A 15,970-nucleotide genomic window follows, 5' to 3' on the forward strand; every position below is an offset into this window, starting at 1 on the left:
AGTCGACGCGGAGCGTCGAGGACCGACGACAACGCGGCAGATGCGCGTGCCAGACCCCGCGACGCCGGCATGATCCAAACGACAGGGCCTAGGGGGTGCTCGTCACTCGGCAGCAGGGGTGGCGGCGGAGTCGGCGGCGGCCGCGTTCTTGATGGCCGCGTCCCGCTTGCGCACGTACCAGGTGCCGTACAGCCCGAGCACGCCCCCGGCCAGGCAGGTCCACAGCCACCAGGTGCGGTCGTGGTCCGCGAACCAGCCGTAGAAGGGGAGCTGTACGAGGAAGAGGACGAACCACAGGATCGTGCCGCCGGTGACCGTGGCGACCACCGGGCCCTCCAGGGGCTCCGGCGCCTCGTGCTTGAAGGATCCCGAAGAGAACACGTCCATGGGGACAGCTTACGAGGCGATCACATCTACGCGCGGAGATGGCTCCCCCGACGTTATACGTTCATACTGAAACGGTTTATGTCTGTCCACTTCTGCTCGTAGGAACATCCAATGCCGACCGCCCTCGACCGCTACTTCAGGATCTCCGAGCGGGGCAGCACCCTGCCGCGCGAGATCCGGGGCGGCTTCGCCACCTTCTTCGCGATGGCCTACATCATCGTGCTGAACCCGATCATCCTCGGCAGCGCCAAGGACATGTACGGCCATCAGCTCGACAACGGGCAGTTGGTCACCGCGACCGCCGTGACCGCGGCCTTCACCACGCTCCTCATGGGCGTGGTCGGCAACGTCCCCATCGCGCTGGCCGCCGGCCTCGGCGTCAACTCCGTCGTCGCGCTCCAGCTCGCGCCCCGGATGTCCTGGCCGGACGCGATGGGCATGGTGGTCCTGGCGGGCTTCATCGTGATGCTGCTGGTCGCCACGGGTCTGCGCGAGCGCGTGATGAACGCGGTGCCCTTCGGTCTGCGCAAGGCGATCTCCATCGGTATCGGCCTGTTCATCATGCTGATCGGGCTCGTGGACTCCGGCTTCGTCTCCCGGATCCCCGACGTCGCCCAGACCACCGTGCCGCTCCAGCTCGGCGGCGACGGACACCTCAACGGCTGGCCGGTCCTGGTCTTCGTCCTGGGCGCCCTGCTGACGCTCGCGCTCATCGTCCGCAAGGTCTCCGGCGCGATCCTGATCTCCATCGTCACGATGACGGTCGTGGCGATGATCATCGAGGCCGCCGCGAAGGTCCCGTCCTGGGGACTCACCGCCCCCAAGTGGCCCGGCAACCCGGTCGCCACCCCCGACTTCGGTCTGCTCGGCAAGGTCAGCCTCTTCGGCGGCTTCTCCCACGTGGGGGTGCTGACCGGCATCCTCTTCGTCTTCACGGTCCTGCTGTCGTGTTTCTTCGACGCGATGGGCACGATCATGGGCGTCTCCGACGAGGCCAAGCTCACCGACGCCCAGGGCCAGATGCCCGGCATCAACAAGGTCCTGTTCGTCGACGGCCTCGCGGTCGCCGCGGGCGGTGCCAGTTCGTCGTCGGCGACGACCGCCTTCGTGGAGTCGACGGCCGGCGTCGGTGAGGGCGCCCGCACCGGCTTCGCGAACGTGGTCACCGGCGGGCTCTTCGTCGTGGCCCTCTTCCTGACGCCCGTCGCCACGATGGTCCCGTCCCAGGCGGCGACCCCCGCCTTGCTCGCGGTGGGCTTCATGATCCTGGCCAACTCGGTCCGGGACATCGACTGGGCCGACTGGACCATCGCGATCCCGGCCTTCATCACCATGGTGATGATGCCGTTCACCTACTCGATCACCAACGGCATCGGCATGGGCTTCATCACCTTCGTGGTGCTGCGCCTGGCGGCGGGGCGGGCCAGGGAGATCCCGGCCGCGATGTACGTCGTCTCCGCCGTCTTCGCCTTCTACTACCTGATGCCGGCACTGGGCCTGACGTGACCCGCCCTCACGTGACCCCGTAGAACTTCTCGGTCTCGTCGACGGCGGTCTGGAACCGTTCGTCGAAGTCGTCCCGGATGAGCGTTCGGACCACATAGTCCTGAACGCTCATCCCCCTTTTGGCCGCATGGTCCCGGAGCCGATCGAGCAGCTCCCCGTCTATCCGCAGGCTGAGCACGCTGGTCCCCATGGAGACGAGGGTCGGTCGTCCGCGGGGGACAGCGTTCACTTTCCGCACCCGACTCACTCGTTCGGGTGAAGATCTGCACCCTGCTACCAGGTCCACCTCTGGTCGGTGTTCGCCGAGCACGTCCACTGGATGGCCTTGGTGCCGATGTCGGGGTTGGAGGCCGGGATGGCGAGGCACTTGTCGCTGTTCAGGTTCCGCAGCCGGTCGAGGCCGTCGTGGATCCAGACCTGCTCCTTGCCGCCGTTGCAGGTCCACTGGATGGCCTGGGTGCCGTCGGTGACCGAGGCGCCCGGCATCGCGAGGCATCGGCCGCTGTTGGCGTTCTTGACGACGTAGCGGTCGCCGTTCCCGCCCGCGACCGGCGTCAGGTGCCACTTCTGTTCGGCGCCGCCGTTGCAGGTCCACTGGATCAGACCGGTGCCGTTCTCCGTGTCGGCCCGGGGCACGGCCAGGCACTTCCCGGTCCCCTTGTTGTTCAGGGGGCGGGCGGCGGTGACGGCGGTGTCGATCCAGGAGGCCAGTCCGTCGACACGGGCCGCGACGCCGCCGGTGCGTGTCTCGGCCGCGTCCGTTCCGTAGCAACCGCCCTGGTACGAGCGGCTGGTGAGGGCCACCAGCCGGTCGGTGCCGTTCGTCGTGCGCACGACCGGGCCGCCGGTGTCACCGGCGCACGCGGCCACCCCGTCCACGCCGGTGACCGTGGCCGTGTTCGTGTCCGAGGCGTCCACCGAGAGCGTGCCGGTGTGCAGTTTCAGGGGTGCCCACTCGGTCCTGGTGCGTCCGAACCCGGCGAACGCCAGCTTCTCGCCGGCGATGGGCTCGCCGGTGGCCAGGGCGATGGGGGTGACGTTGGTGACCGCCTGGTTCAGCCGGGCCAGGATCACGTCGCGGCCGGTGGTGCTGGGCACCAGCTCGACGACCTGGCGCACCGCGCCCGCGCCGGAGGTGAGGTCGGAGCGGCCGATGGTCGCGGTGGTCGGCGACGCCGGCCTGCCCGCGGGGACGGCGAGGCTGGTGGCCGGGTCGGCGGCGAAGCAGCTCGCGCCGGTGAGCAGCCACTGGGGGGCGACCAGGACACCGGAGCAGCCGCGGTCGTGGTCGCCGACGACGAGCTGCGCGGTGTAGCCGAACGTGGTGTCGGCGACGGGGCTGCCGGTGACGGCGGGCGCCGGTGCGGCGGACCATGCGGTCGGAACCGCTGCCAGGAGCACGGCCGACGCGGCGAGACGTAGCTGTCTGAGGTGTCGCAAGACGGGATTCCTCGGGCTGGAGAGTGGAGGTCACGGACGGGACCGCGGCACGACGAGCGGAAGGAACGTGCTGATGTAACCCTGTGCTCCCGACGGTGTCCACCGCGTGAAATCTCCTAAATGGGGCGGCAGTTGAGGTTCCGGTGTGAGGTGGGTCACGACCGTCGAAGGTTGCGCCGGATCGGATGACGAATGCATGACGAGTGGCCCGCGTCACGGGAATCCCCGTGCACGCCAGCTTGTTTAGCGAGAGTAATGAGTTATGCTAAAGAGATGCCGGACCTTACCCATGGCGACGACGTAGCCGCCGTGAACTCCCTGCGATCAGCCGTGATGCGACTGTCCCGTCGGCTCAAGCACCAGCGGGTCGACGAGTCACTGAGCCCCACCGAGATGTCGGTGCTGGGCACCCTCTCCATCTGCGGCCGGGCCACCCCGGGCGAGCTCGCCCGCAAGGAGCACGTCCAGCCGCCGTCGATGACCCGCATCGTGGCGCTGCTGGAGGCCAAGGGACTCGTCCGGCTGGAGCCGCACCCCGAGGACCGGCGCCAGAAGGTCGTCACGAAGACCGAGCAGGCCGAGGCCATGCTCGCCGAGTCCCGCGCCAAGCGGAACGCCTTCCTGGCCACCCTGGTCGACGGCCTCGACGAGGACGAGTGGGCGAAACTGCGCGAAGCCGCCCCCGTGCTGGAGAAACTCGCACACCTGTAAGCCACGAAGAGGAGGCGAACGCACTTTGAGTACGGGACCCGGAGCAGAATCCGCCCCCGCACCGATCCCTTCTACCTCTGTGTCCCGCAAGTCATCCATGTTCAGCTCGCTGAGGGTCAGGAACTACCGGCTGTTCTTCGCCGGTCAGGTCGTCTCCAACATCGGCACGTGGATGCAGCGCATCGCCCAGGACTGGCTGGTGCTCAGCCTCACCGGCTCCGCCACCGCCGTCGGCGTCACGACGGCCCTGCAGTTCCTGCCGATGCTGCTCTTCGGCCTCTACGGCGGCGTCCTCGTCGACCGGCTGTCCAAGCGGCGCGCGCTGCTGTTCACGCAGTCCGCGATGGGCGCCACCGGCATCGCGCTCGCCGTCCTCACCCTGACCGGCCACGTCCAGGTCTGGCACGTCTACCTCGCCGCCTTCGCCGTGGGCCTCGCGACGGTCGTCGACAACCCGGCCCGGCAGTCCTTCGTCTCCGAGATGGTCGGCCCCGACCAGCTCCAGAACGCCGTCAGCCTGAACTCCGCGAACTTCCAGTCGGCGCGCCTGATCGGCCCCGCCGTCGCTGGTGTCATGATCACCGGCGTCGGCACCGGCTGGGCGTTCCTCGCCAACGGCCTGTCCTTCGTCGCCCCGCTCGTCGGCCTGCTGATGATGCGGGCGCGTGAGCTGCACGTCGTCGAGCGCGCCCCCCGCGGCAAGGGACAGCTGCGGGAGGGCCTGCACTACGTGGCCGGGCGGCCGGAGCTGATCTGGACCATCGTCCTGGTCGGGTTCGTGTCCACGTTCGGCTTCAACTTCCCCGTCTACCTCTCGGCCTTCGCCGACGACGTCTTCCACGCCGGGGCGGGCTCCTACAGCCTCTTCAACACCGTGATGGCGGTCGGCTCCCTGGCCGGCGCCCTGCTCGCGGCCCGGCGCGGCACCGCCCGGATGCGGGTGCTCGTCGTGGGCGCGGTGGCGTTCGGCACGCTGGAGATCGTGGCCGCGACCGCCCCCTCGCTGTGGCTGTTCGCCCTGCTCATGGCCCCGATCGGGATGTTCGGCATGACGGTCAACGTAACCGCGAACACCAGCGTGCAGATGGCCACCGACCCAGCCATGCGGGGCCGTGTGATGGCCCTGTACATGATGGTGTTCATGGGCGGCTCCCCGATCGGCGCGCCGATCGCCGGCTGGATCACCGACGCGTACGGCGTCCGCGCCGGACTCGCGGTGGGCGGCGCGATCGCCGCGGTGGCCGCCGTGACGATCGCCCTGGTCCTGGCCCGCGTCGGCAACCTGCGCCTGTCGGTCGGCTGGAACCGCGGCCACCCGCATGTGCGGTTCGTGCCGCGCGAGACGCGGGAGGAGCTGGCCGCGGCGGCCTGAGCCCTGTGACCGTGTGGCGGCGCCTGGTGCGGCCGTCGTGATGGCGGGGCGGGTCCCGGCCCGTGTCGGCAACTGCGTCTGTCGGTCGGGCTGGAACCGTGGTCACCCGCATGTCGTGCCGCGGGAGGAGCCGGCCGCGGCGGACGGAGTTCTACGGCAGCACCCGCATGGCCAGGACCTGGCCCGGCCAGTCGTTGTTCGCCCCGGCGGTGTACGTCTCCGTCGGGGTGAAGCCGTTGGCCACGTAGTAGGCGACCAGCTTGCCGTCGTCGCCCGCGTAGCAGTCCACCCGCAGCAGGGCGACGCCCGCGCGCCGGGTCTCCTCGGCGGCGTGCGCGAGGAGGGCGCCGCCGATGCCGTGACCCTTGAAGCGGCGATCGGAGGCGAGCCAGTGGATGTACCGCTCGGGCTCACCGGGCGGTGGGAGATGGGCCAGATACGCGCCGGGCGAGTCGGTGATGGTGAGGGTCGCCGCCGGTACGCCGTCGGCCTCGGCGACGAACACACTGCCCTCGTCGATGTACCGGGCGACGGACTCCACCGTCCGCGGGCTCTCCGACAGCGGCTTGGTCCCCCACTGGCCGGGCCGCCCCTGCGCGACCAGCCACTCGACACAGCTGTCGAGCATGCCGAGGATCACGGGTATGTCGTCGGGGCCGCCGTCCCTGATGGTGATCTCCATGCCCACATGGTGACAGGCTGGCCCCATGAGACTCTTCGCCGCCGTGCTGCCCCCGCAGGATGTCACCGAGGAACTCGCCGCAGTGGTCGCCGAGTTGAGGGAGCTGCCCGCCGCACAGGGGCTGCGCTGGACCGGCGTCCCGGGCTGGCACCTCACGCTCGCCTTCTACGGCGAGGTCGACGACGACGTCGTACCGGAGCTGTCGGAGCGGCTGGAGCGGGCGGCTCGGCGGACCCCGCGCTTCCCGCTGGCCCTGCGCGGGGGCGGGCAGTTCGGGCACGGGCGGGCGCTGTGGGCGGGGGCCTTTGGCGAGCTCCCGGTGTTGCGGCTGCTGGCGGAACGGGCGGAGGCGGCGGGGCGGAAGGCCGGGGTGGAGATGGGGGAGCACCGGCGGTACAAGGCGCATCTGACGGTGGCGCGGAGCCGGGAGGCGGTGGATGTGGCGCCGTGTCTGGAGATGCTCGACGGGTTCGTGAGCCGGACCTGGAGCGTGGACGAGCTGGCGCTGGTCCGCAGCAACCTGCCGAAGTCGGGGGTGCCGGGGGAGCAGCCGCGGTATGAGGTGGTCGGTCGGTGGGCGCTCGGTGGGGGCGGTTAGGCTCGGTGTGTGGACCCGAAGACGCGGAACCGGATCATGGCCGGTGTGCTCGTGATGATGTTCGTCGTTGTGGCGTTGGCCGCGGTGCTCGGGAGGTAGCCGGGTTCGGGGAGCTGCGGCCGGTTGTCGGCCGCCGCGCCGTCGTGGCTGGTCGCGCCCGCGGGGCGGAGCCCCCGATCGACTCCGCCCCGCGCCCCTGACGGGGTGCTACCAGGCGAAGGCCTCCGGAGACGGCCCCGGCCCGGGGAAGATCTCGTCCAGGCCGGACAGGACCTCCTCGCCCAGCTCCAGCTCGACCGCCCTGATCGCCGACTCCAGCTGCTCGGCCGTGCGCGGGCCGACGATCGGACCCGTGACGCCGGGGCGGGTCAGCAGCCACGCCAGGGCCGCCTCGCCGGGCTCCAGGCCGTGCTTCTCCAGCAGGTCCTCGTACGACTGGATCTGGGCCCGCTTGGCCGGGTCGGCCAGGGTGTCCGCGGCCCGGCCGGAGGCACGGCGGCCACCCTCGACCTCCTTCTTGATGACCCCGCCGAGGAGACCGCCGTGCAGCGGCGACCAGGGGATCACGCCGAGGCCGTACTCCTGGGCGGCCGGGATGACCTCCATCTCGGCCCGTCGCTCGGCGAGGTTGTAGAGGCACTGCTCGCTGACGAGGCCGATGGTGCCGCCCCGCCGTGCGGCGATCTCGTTGGCCTGGGCGATCTTGTAGCCGGGGAAGTTGGAGGACCCGACGTACAGGACCTTGCCCTGCTGGACGAGGGTGTCGATCGCCTGCCAGATCTCCTCGAAGGGAGTGGCGCGGTCGACGTGGTGGAACTGGTAGACGTCGATGTGGTCGGTCTGGAGCCGCTTGAGCGAGGCGTCCACGGCACGGCGGATGTTCAGCGCCGACAGCTTGTCGTGGTTGGGCCAGGCGTCGCCGTCCGCGGCCATGTTGCCGTAGACCTTGGTGGCGAGGACCACCTTGTCGCGGTGGGCGGCGCTCTTGGCGAACCAGTTGCCGATGATCTCTTCGGTGCGGCCCTTGTTCTCGCCCCAGCCGTACACGTTGGCGGTGTCGAAGAAGTTGATGCCGGCGTCCAGAGCCGCGTCCATGATGGCGTGGCTGTCCGCCTCGTTCGTCTGCGGTCCGAAGTTCATGGTGCCGAGGACGAGTCGGCTGACCTTGAGGCCCGTGCGTCCGAGTTGCGTGTACTTCATGACCCTCTAGCCAACGGCGTGGAGTGCGCTCTAGGCAAGCGACCTTGACGCTAACTAAGAGTCAGTTCCTTCCTGTGGCCCGTGTGAGCTTGAAGTTTCAATATCAGCCTCAGGAGACCCCACCTCGCCCGTCCGCATCACCCTCGGCGCCTCCGCCGCGCTCCTCGGCCCGGGTACGAGCAGCACAACCCGGCCGTCGCGAACGGGCCGGCCGGGGCGAAGGCCGGGCTCGGGGCGTACTTCAAGGCGGCGCCGCAGCTGAGGGTCGAGCCGAAGCGGGTCATCGCCGAGGGCGACCTCGTGGCCGTCCGCAGGATCGTGGAGCACTGGGACGTGATCCAGGACGTACCGGCCACGTCGGCCAACGACAACACGGTGTTGACGGTTCCTGCGGCCTGCCCCCTGGTGGAACCGGGGGGCAGCCGTAGGGATTTGGGCGGGTTCTGTCCCTAGCGTTCTCCGTATGGAGCGGATTCGGAGTACGCGTCGCGGTGTGCTGGCGCTCGGTGCGGGAGTCGCGGCCACGTCATGGGCGGGGGCGGCCCCGGCGCGGGCCGTCGGCCCACCGGCCGGGGAGTTCGACGAGCTGGGGATCACCGAGCTGCGTCGGCTGATGGACGGCGGGCGGCTCGACGCGGTCGGGCTGACGCGGTACTACCTGGAGCGGATCGAGCGGGTCGATCCGCTTGTGCACGCGGTGATCGAGGTCAATCCGGACGCGCTGCGGGAGGCCCGGCGGCTGGACGCGAGCGGGCGCCCCCGGGGCCCGTTGCACGGCGTGCCCGTCCTGCTGAAGGACCTGGTGGAGACCGGGGACCGGATGCACACCACGGCCGGGTCACTGGCCCTGGAAGGGTTACGGCCGACGCGGGACGCCACGGTCGCCGCGCGGCTGCGGGCCGCCGGGGCGGTGATCCTCGGCAAGACCAATCTCAGCGAGTGGGCGGGCGGCCTCTCGCTCACCCACCACGCCGGGTGGAGCGCGCGCGGCGGCCAGACCCGCAACCCGTACAAGCTGGACCGCTCGCCGAACGAGTCCAGTTCGGGTACGGGGGTCGCCGTCGCCGCCAACCTGTGCGTGGGCGGGATCGGCACCGAGACCAACGGCTCGATCATCGACCCGGCCTCGGCGAACTGTGTCGTGGGGGTCAAGCCGACGGTGGGCCTGGTGGGCCGGGGCGGGGTGATCCCCGGGGTGCCCAGTCAGGACAGCGTCGGTCCGATGGCCCGTACGGTCCGGGACGCGGCGATCATGCTCGGCACGCTGGTCGGCGTCGACGCCCGAGATCCCGCGACGGCGGTGAGCCGGGGACACTTCCACCGCGACTACACCCGTTTCCTGGACGCGGACGGACTGCGCGGCGCACGCATCGGCGTCCCGCGGAAGGTGTACTTCGGCTACAGCGACCACGCCGACGACATCGCGGAGCGGGCGATCGAGGTGATGCGCGCGGCGGGCGCGGTGATCGTCGACCCGGCGGACATCCCCACCGCCGAACAGCTGGAGGACCTGCCCGGCTCGATGGTCGTGCAGGCCTACGAGTTCAAGCGCGCCCTGAACACGTACCTGGCCGGGGCCGGCGGTGAACACCCGCGCGACCTCGCGGAGTTGATCGCCTTCAACCGCGCGCACGCGGACCGCGAACTGCGCTATGCACGGCAGGACGGGCTGGAGGCGGTACAGGGGCTGGACTTCTCGGAACGGGAGTACCGGGAGGCGCTGGCGATCAACCGCCGGCTGTCCCGCGCGGAGGGCATCGACGCGGTGCTGCGCCGACACCGCCTCGACGCCCTCGTGATGCCGACGACCGGCCCCCCGGCCAAGATCGACCTGATCCGGGGGGACACGTACGGCGGCGGCTCGTCCACGCCCGCGGCGCTCGCGGGCTATCCCGCGGTGAGCGTGCCGGCGGGGTTCGCGTTCGGCCTGCCGGTGGGCGTGACGTTCATGGGGACGGCGTGGAGCGAACCGGTCCTGCTGCGACTCGCGTACGCGTACGAGCGGGCGAGCCGGGTGCGACGCGTGCCGACGTACCGGGGGGCGGACGTGGGCTTCTGACCCCGGCTCAGGGGGGCGGACGTGGGCTTCTGACCGCGGCTCAGGGGGGGGCGGACGTGGGCTGACCGCGGCTCAGGGGCGGCTCGCCCGGACCTCCCGGTCGACCGCCCGAACGAGACGGCCGCCTTCACCGTGGCACCCCCGGTCTCAGGGGGTGCGCAGGCTCACGAAGACACCTCGGGCGCGGGTGCCGTCCGGTGCGTCCCAGACCCCGGAGACCTGGCCGGTCGCGCCCTCGGGGGCGGTGGGCCGCGGGCGCCGGTGCAGGCGGAGGACCGTGCCGTCCGGGAGGGCGAACCCGGTGCCGTCCTGGTCCTCGGTGACCTCGACGGGGCCCGCGGAGAGTCCGGGGCCGGTGTAGGAGTGGGTGACGTCGTGGTCGGGGGTGTCGCTGATGCTCTGGGCCATGGCCTGGGTACGGCCCTCGAACAGGGCGAGGAGTTCGGTGCGCAGAACCGGGTCGTGCAGGCCGTCGTAGGCCCAGCGGGGGCCCAGTACGCCGTGCTCCATGGTGCCGACGAGGGCGTGTTCGGCGCCGGGGAGCGGGGCGGCGCGGTAGGTGAGGGGGGCCAGGTAGGCGACGGGTTCGGGACCGGAGGAGTCGACGGCCACCATGAACTCGATCCCGACCTCGCCCTCCGGGTCGTCCAGCCGGAACCCGCCGGCCTTCGTCAACTCCGGTGTGCCGGAACCGGCGTACCAGGGGCGGGTGGGCAGCCAGGCGGTGAGCAGTTCCAGCTTGGTGGGCTTGAGCGTGGTGTTGTGGATGATCGCCATGCGGCGGATTCTGTCAGCCGGTCGCGGGGGCGGAGTCGAGCGGGCTCAGTCAGTCCGTGGCGTCGGGAGTCTGCTCGGTCTTGGTGTAGAGGACGTCGCGGGCCTGGTCGGCGGCGCGGATGATGCTCTCGGAGACGAAGTCGAGGAAGCGGGAGATGTTCTCGAGGCGGACGGCGGCCGGGGTGCCGGGGCCGAGGACGCCCACACCCTGGCGCGCGGTCTCGGCGAGCTGGGTGGTGCCGCGGGCGCTGGCGATCATGGACTGGTACCAGACGTCGTCGTCGGCGACATAGCGCTCTCGGCGCCGGTCGTCGCGTTCGCGGCGGACCAGGCCCTGGGATTCCAGGAAGCTGATGGCCTTGGAGATGGACGCCGGGCTGACCTGGAGGCGCTGGACGAGCTCGGCGGCGGTCATGCTGCCGCTGTCACTCGTGTACAGGCAGGTCAGCACCCTCGACATCATCTTCGGCGCGCCCGTCTGCATGAGGACGGTGGTGAACGTCTCCTCGTACTCGCGCACCGCCTCGGGATCGCGGCCGTGGGCCGGTTCGGGGGCCCGCGTCCCGCGTGGGGCGGCCTGTCGGCGGCGGTGGGCCCGGCGTTCGGCGGCGCGGTGGGCGAGGTCGGCGCGGTAGGCGGTGGGGCCGCCGTTGCGCATGACCTCGCGGGTGATGGTCGAGGTGGGGCGTTCGAGGCGGCGGGCGATCTCCGCGTAGGCGAGGCCGTCGGCCACTCCCAGCGCGATCTGCTGCCGTTCCTGCTGGGTGAGCCTGCCTCCCGGCATCGCGGTCTCCTTCGTGGTTCCTGGTGCCCGCAGCATAGCGTTCACTCCTGATCTGTTGCAACGATCGGGTCGCTGATGTTGCGTTGATTTCTCATTCGTTGCAATGAAATTAGAGCTCTGAGCTGCATGGATGGTATCGCATCGCAACAAGTACGTTGCTGGATCTATGAATGCAACGTAGCTTTTCGTTCATCGGAAACAGCAACGACGAACGCAGGAGCACCTGATGCAGAAGTTCGACACCCCCGCCCCCGTCACCGCCGTCATCGACCTGCCCGCCGGACACGTCCAGGTCATCGCCGCCGACCGCGCCGACACCACCGTCGAGATCCGCCCCGCCCACCCCGCCCGCGGCCGCGACACCAAGGCCGCCGAGCAGATCGAGGTCGACCACCGCGACGGCGTCCTGCGGATCACCGCCCCCGCCGCCAAGAACCAGTACTTCGGCCCCTCCGGCTCCGTCGAACTCACCGTCCAGCTGCCGGCCGGCTCCCGCGTCGAGGCCAAGGCGGCCGCCGCCGAGTTCCGCGCAGTCGGACGCCTCGGCGACGTCGTCTTCGAAGGCGCCCACGGCCCGGTCAAGATCGACGAGGCCGCGAGCCTGCGCCTGACCGCCGCCGACGGTCACATCACCGTCGGCCGCCTCACCGGACCCGGCCACATCAGCACCCAGCGCGGCGACATCACCATCGGGGAAGCCGTCACCGGCACCGTCGTCCTCACCACACAGCAGGGCGACATCACCCTCCACACCGCCGCCCCCGCCTCCCTGGACGCCGGCACCTCCTACGGCCGCATCCACAACACCCTCAAGAACACCGAAGGCACCCCCGCCCTGGCCGTCCGCGCCACCACCAGCCACGGCGACATCAGCGCCCACAGCCTCTGATCCGCAGCCTCCGACCCCGCAGCCTTCCAAGGAGCACCCACCATGACCGACCTGGCCGTCGCGGCGAACGGACTGCGCAAGTCCTACGGGGACAAGACCGTCCTCGACGGCATCGACATCCGGGTGCCGGCCGGCACGATCTTCTCCCTCCTCGGGCCGAACGGTGCCGGCAAGACCACCGCCGTCAAGATCCTCTCCACCCTGATCTCCGCCGACGCCGGGCAGGCCCGGGTCGGCGGCCACGACCTCACCGCCGAGGCCCAGGCGGTACGGGCCGCCATCGGTGTCACCGGCCAGTTCTCCGCCGTGGACGGGCTGATCACCGGCGAGGAGAACATGCTGCTCATGGCGGACCTGCACCACCTCTCCAGGAGCGAGGGGCGGCGGGTCGCGGCCGAACTGCTGGAGCGCTTCGATCTCGTGGAAGCCGCGAAGAAGCCCGCCTCCACCTACTCCGGCGGCATGAAGCGCCGTCTCGACATCGCCATGACCCTGGTCGGCGCCCCGCGGATCATCTTCCTCGACGAGCCCACCACCGGCCTCGACCCCCGCTCCCGCCACAACATGTGGCAGATCATCAGGGAGCTGGTCTCCGACGGCGTCACCGTTTTCCTCACCACGCAGTACCTGGAGGAAGCCGATGAACTCGCCGACCGCATCGCGGTGTTGAACGGCGGAAGGATCGTCGCCGAGGGCAGCGCCGAGGAGCTCAAGCGGCTCGTCCCCGGCGGCCACGTACGGCTGCGCTTCTCCGACCCCACCGCCTACGAACAGGCGGCGACCGCCCTGCGCGAGACCAGCCGCGACGACGAGGCCCTCACCCTCCAGATCCCCAGCGACGGCAGCCAGCGCGAACTGCGCGCCGTACTGGACTGGCTGGACGCGGCCGGCGTCGAGGCCGACGAGCTGTCCGTGCACACCCCCGACCTGGACGACGTGTTCTTCGCCCTGACCGGCCCCGACCAGACCAAGGAGACCGTCCGATGAGCAACCTCGCCCTCGCGGTACGCGACTCGTCCACGATGCTGCGCCGCAACCTCCTGCACGCCCGGCGCTACCCCTCGCTCACCCTGAACCTGCTGCTCACACCGATCATGCTGCTGCTGCTCTTCGTCTACGTCTTCGGCGACACCATGAGCGCGGGCATCGGCGGCGGCGACCGCTCCGACTACATCGCCTATCTCGTCCCCGGCCTGCTGCTGATGACCATCGGCTCCACCACGATCGGCACCGCGGTCTCCGTCTCCAACGACATGAGCGAGGGCATCATCGCCCGCTTCCGGACGATGGCGATCCACCGCGGCTCGGTGCTCGTCGGGCACGTCGTCGGCAGCGTGCTCCAGTCGGTGATCAGCGTGGTCCTCGTCGGCGCGGTCGGCGTGGCCATCGGCTTCCGCTCCACCGACGCCACCGCCCTGGAGTGGCTCGCGGCCTTCGGACTGCTCGTGCTCTTCGCCACGGCACTCACCTGGATCGCCGTCGGCATGGGCCTGATCAGCCCCAACGCCGAGGCCGCCAGCAACAACGCCATGCCGCTGATCTTCCTGCCGCTCATATCCAGCGCGTTCGTACCGGTCGACGCGATGCCGGGCTGGTTCCAGCCGATCGCGGAGTACCAGCCCTTCACCCCGGCCATCGAGACCCTGCGCGGACTGCTCCTCGGCACCGAGATCGGCCACAACGGGTGGCTCGCCGTCGCCTGGTGCCTCGGCCTCGCGGTGCTCGGCTACCGCTGGTCGACGGCGAAGTTCAACGCCGACCCGAAGTGACGTGATGACAGTGCCAAGAGCGGTTCAGTGTTCGCCCATGAAAGCCCAACACCCGTCCATGAAAAGGCAATCCGAACGGAAAGGAGGGGGGTCGGACGTACGTTCCCCTCCGTGAACTCTGACCAACGACCCCACAGAACCGCGCGGCGCGCTCTCCTGCGCGCCGCGCTCACCGGCACCGCGGCCCTCGGCACCGGGCTCGCCGCCGGCGCCCCGGCCGCCGTCGCCGCCCCCTCCTCGGCCGCTCCGCGCAAGCGGCCCACCACCGCCGAGGAGGCCCTGCGCGAGCTGGACGCCGGCAACCGGCGTTGGCGCACCCTCCGCGAGCGGCACCCGGACGAGACGCCCGCCGTCCGGCAGGCGCTGACGACCGCTCAGCACCCCTTCGCCCTCGTGCTCGGCTGCATCGACTCCCGGGTGGCCCCGGAGCTGGTCTTCGACCAGGGCCTCGGCGACCTGATGACCGTGCGCACCGCGGGCCAGGTCCTCGACGAGGCGGTGCTCGGCAGCCTCGCCTACGGGGTGCTCGAACTGGGGATCCCGCTGCTCATGGTGCTCGGTCACCAGTCGTGCGGGGCCGTGAAGGCGGCGGTCCAGGCGGACGGGTCGGGTGCGCAACTGCCCGCCCACATCCAGTACTTGGCCGACCAGATCAGCCCCGCCATCGACCGTACGAAGACCGGGGACGCGCGGATCGACGCGACGGTCGACGCGAACATACGGCTCGTGCGGGCACGGCTCGCCGGGGAACCCGCGCTCGCCGCCAAGGTGGACTCGGGCGAACTGGCCGTCGTGGGCGCGCGCTACGAGCTGACCACACAGCGGGTGCACCGCCTCGGCTGACCCGGCGGGGGAGGCCGGCCCCCTCAGCCGGCCTCGTAGGGCGCACCGAGGTCCCACGCCTGGTACATCGCCTCCGCGAAGGCCGCCGCGATCTTGTGCTCGCCGCTCGCGTTCGGATGGGTGCCGTCGTAGGTGTCGTGGTTGATGTCGTACGACGGCGGAGGCGACGCCGGCAGCAGGGGGGAGCGGGGCTCGTCCAGGTCGGCGATCGCCTTGCCCAGAAGCTCGTTGAAGCGGCTGACCTCCGTCGCGAAGGGCGGGTCGGACTCCGCCCGGACGTTGGGGATCACCGGGAGGACGGCCATCCGGATCCGGGGGTTGGCCCGGCGGGCCTCGGCGACGAAGGCGCGGACGTTCTCCGTGGTCTGTTCCGCGTTCGTGTAGAAGCCCAGGTCGATCAGGCCCAGGGACACCAGGAGCACGTCCGCCTGGTGCGCCCGCACCGCCTCGCCGATCAACGGGGCCATGTGCAGCCAGCCCTCGCCCCAGCCGGCCAGGTGGGCCCGCGGGAAGTCGGGATCGGCGTACTCGTACGACGTCGGGGCGTCGGCCGCCTTGTCGTACAGCGTCTCGCGCGGTCCGACGAGCGCGAAGGAGCCGCCGTAGGTGTCACGCAGGTGCTGCCACATCCGGTACCGCCAGGTGTGCTCCCCCGCGCTTCCGATCGTCATCGAGTCACCGACCGGCATGAATCTGAGCATCCGCTCATGATGGATCAAGAAGCCCCCGAATGGCGTGTGAGCCCGCCCACGCCGACCGCGCCTGCCATGGTTCGTGCGACCGCACTGCCCCAGGCCACCCCAGCACATCACCCTTCCTCCGGCCCCTGGTCCTCGGCGCCCTTCCTCCGGCCCTTGGTCCCCGGCCTCCTTCCTCCGGTCCTCGGTCCCCGGCCTCCTTCCTCCGGTCCTCGGTCCCCGGCCTCCTTCCTCCGGTCCTCGGTCCCCGGCCTC

General features: G+C 70.7%; 18 protein-coding genes. 10 read left to right on the forward strand and 8 right to left on the reverse strand.

The features are described 5' to 3' along the window. Positions 1 to 102: 102 nt before the first annotated feature. On the reverse strand, positions 103 to 387 hold the full coding sequence (locus ABZ098_RS20615; protein ID WP_356593096.1) for a DUF2530 domain-containing protein: 285 nt from the start codon (positions 385 to 387) through the stop codon (positions 103 to 105). Between the two features lie 111 nt (positions 388 to 498). Here ABZ098_RS20615 and ABZ098_RS20620 point away from each other — a divergent pair, with 111 nt between their 5' ends. Continuing rightward, positions 499 to 1,893: an NCS2 family permease gene (locus tag ABZ098_RS20620; protein WP_356593098.1), complete on the forward strand. Its 1,395-nt coding sequence runs from the start codon at positions 499 to 501 to the stop codon at positions 1,891 to 1,893. A gap of 7 nt (positions 1,894 to 1,900) precedes the next feature. Here ABZ098_RS20620 and ABZ098_RS20625 read toward each other — a convergent pair whose 3' ends face one another. Beyond that, on the reverse strand, positions 1,901 to 2,083 hold the full coding sequence (locus ABZ098_RS20625; protein WP_148008990.1) for a ribbon-helix-helix protein, CopG family: 183 nt from the start codon (positions 2,081 to 2,083) through the stop codon (positions 1,901 to 1,903). 83 nt (positions 2,084 to 2,166) lie between these two features. Next, entirely contained in the window at positions 2,167 to 3,294 is a 1,128-nt protein-coding gene (locus ABZ098_RS20630) for an RICIN domain-containing protein (RefSeq protein WP_356593755.1), read from the reverse strand. A 312-nt stretch (positions 3,295 to 3,606) separates the two neighbouring features. Between ABZ098_RS20630 and ABZ098_RS20635 the strand changes: the two genes are divergently transcribed. Together ABZ098_RS20635 and ABZ098_RS20640 are read left to right on the forward strand one after the other, a co-directional pair. Further along, a complete protein-coding gene (locus ABZ098_RS20635; protein ID WP_053849505.1) occupies positions 3,607 to 4,044 on the forward strand; it encodes a MarR family transcriptional regulator in 438 nt (145 codons plus the stop codon). 97 nt (positions 4,045 to 4,141) lie between these two features. Further along, on the forward strand, positions 4,142 to 5,416 hold the full coding sequence (locus ABZ098_RS20640; protein ID WP_356593757.1) for an MFS transporter: 1,275 nt from the start codon (positions 4,142 to 4,144) through the stop codon (positions 5,414 to 5,416). Between the two features lie 151 nt (positions 5,417 to 5,567). On the opposite strand, the gene ABZ098_RS20645 is transcribed toward ABZ098_RS20640, so the two are convergent. Further along, positions 5,568 to 6,098, reverse strand: a complete 531-nt coding sequence (locus tag ABZ098_RS20645; protein WP_356593100.1) for a GNAT family N-acetyltransferase — start codon at positions 6,096 to 6,098, stop codon at positions 5,568 to 5,570. Positions 6,099 to 6,123: 25 nt separating this feature from the next. Here ABZ098_RS20645 and thpR point away from each other — a divergent pair, with 25 nt between their 5' ends. Continuing rightward, positions 6,124 to 6,696 (forward strand): RNA 2',3'-cyclic phosphodiesterase, encoded by a 573-nt coding sequence (gene thpR / locus ABZ098_RS20650; protein ID WP_356593102.1) that lies wholly within the window; start codon positions 6,124 to 6,126, stop codon positions 6,694 to 6,696. Positions 6,697 to 6,903: 207 nt separating this feature from the next. On the opposite strand, the gene ABZ098_RS20655 is transcribed toward thpR, so the two are convergent. Next, on the reverse strand, positions 6,904 to 7,896 hold the full coding sequence (locus tag ABZ098_RS20655) for an aldo/keto reductase (RefSeq protein ID WP_356593104.1): 993 nt from the start codon (positions 7,894 to 7,896) through the stop codon (positions 6,904 to 6,906). A gap of 102 nt (positions 7,897 to 7,998) precedes the next feature. Here ABZ098_RS20655 and ABZ098_RS20660 point away from each other — a divergent pair, with 102 nt between their 5' ends. Then, on the forward strand, positions 7,999 to 8,349 hold the full coding sequence (locus ABZ098_RS20660) for a nuclear transport factor 2 family protein (RefSeq protein WP_356593759.1): 351 nt from the start codon (positions 7,999 to 8,001) through the stop codon (positions 8,347 to 8,349). Positions 8,350 to 8,359: 10 nt separating this feature from the next. Further along, on the forward strand, positions 8,360 to 9,955 hold the full coding sequence (locus ABZ098_RS20665; RefSeq protein WP_356593106.1) for an amidase: 1,596 nt from the start codon (positions 8,360 to 8,362) through the stop codon (positions 9,953 to 9,955). Between the two features lie 147 nt (positions 9,956 to 10,102). Here the strand turns inward: ABZ098_RS20665 and ABZ098_RS20670 are convergent, their stop codons facing one another. Next, positions 10,103 to 10,732, reverse strand: coding sequence for a 1,4-alpha-glucan branching protein (locus ABZ098_RS20670; RefSeq protein ID WP_356593109.1), 630 nt, complete (start codon positions 10,730 to 10,732; stop codon positions 10,103 to 10,105). A 49-nt stretch (positions 10,733 to 10,781) separates the two neighbouring features. Beyond that, a complete protein-coding gene (locus ABZ098_RS20675; protein WP_356593110.1) occupies positions 10,782 to 11,516 on the reverse strand; it encodes a helix-turn-helix domain-containing protein in 735 nt (244 codons plus the stop codon). Between the two features lie 226 nt (positions 11,517 to 11,742). Between ABZ098_RS20675 and ABZ098_RS20680 the strand changes: the two genes are divergently transcribed. The 4 genes from ABZ098_RS20680 to ABZ098_RS20695 all read left to right on the forward strand — a co-directional run bounded on the left by ABZ098_RS20680 (position 11,743) and on the right by ABZ098_RS20695 (position 15,017). Beyond that, positions 11,743 to 12,405: a DUF4097 family beta strand repeat-containing protein gene (locus ABZ098_RS20680; protein ID WP_356593112.1), complete on the forward strand. Its 663-nt coding sequence runs from the start codon at positions 11,743 to 11,745 to the stop codon at positions 12,403 to 12,405. A gap of 42 nt (positions 12,406 to 12,447) precedes the next feature. After that, complete coding sequence (locus ABZ098_RS20685) at positions 12,448 to 13,392, forward strand: ATP-binding cassette domain-containing protein (protein ID WP_356593114.1); 945 nt, start codon at positions 12,448 to 12,450, stop codon at positions 13,390 to 13,392. Beyond that, complete coding sequence (locus ABZ098_RS20690) at positions 13,389 to 14,174, forward strand: ABC transporter permease (RefSeq protein ID WP_356593116.1); 786 nt, start codon at positions 13,389 to 13,391, stop codon at positions 14,172 to 14,174. Before ABZ098_RS20685 ends, ABZ098_RS20690 begins: the two co-directional genes overlap by 4 nt. Positions 14,175 to 14,285: 111 nt before the next feature. Beyond that, complete coding sequence (locus ABZ098_RS20695) at positions 14,286 to 15,017, forward strand: carbonic anhydrase (protein ID WP_356593118.1); 732 nt, start codon at positions 14,286 to 14,288, stop codon at positions 15,015 to 15,017. Positions 15,018 to 15,040: 23 nt separating this feature from the next. Here the strand turns inward: ABZ098_RS20695 and ABZ098_RS20700 are convergent, their stop codons facing one another. Then, positions 15,041 to 15,718: a GDSL-type esterase/lipase family protein gene (locus ABZ098_RS20700; protein ID WP_356593121.1), complete on the reverse strand. Its 678-nt coding sequence runs from the start codon at positions 15,716 to 15,718 to the stop codon at positions 15,041 to 15,043. Positions 15,719 to 15,970 lie beyond the last annotated feature (252 nt).

The organism is Streptomyces sp. NPDC006335 (genome assembly GCF_040612795.1).
In the GTDB taxonomy this organism is placed as follows: Bacteria; Actinomycetota; Actinomycetes; order Streptomycetales; family Streptomycetaceae; genus Streptomyces.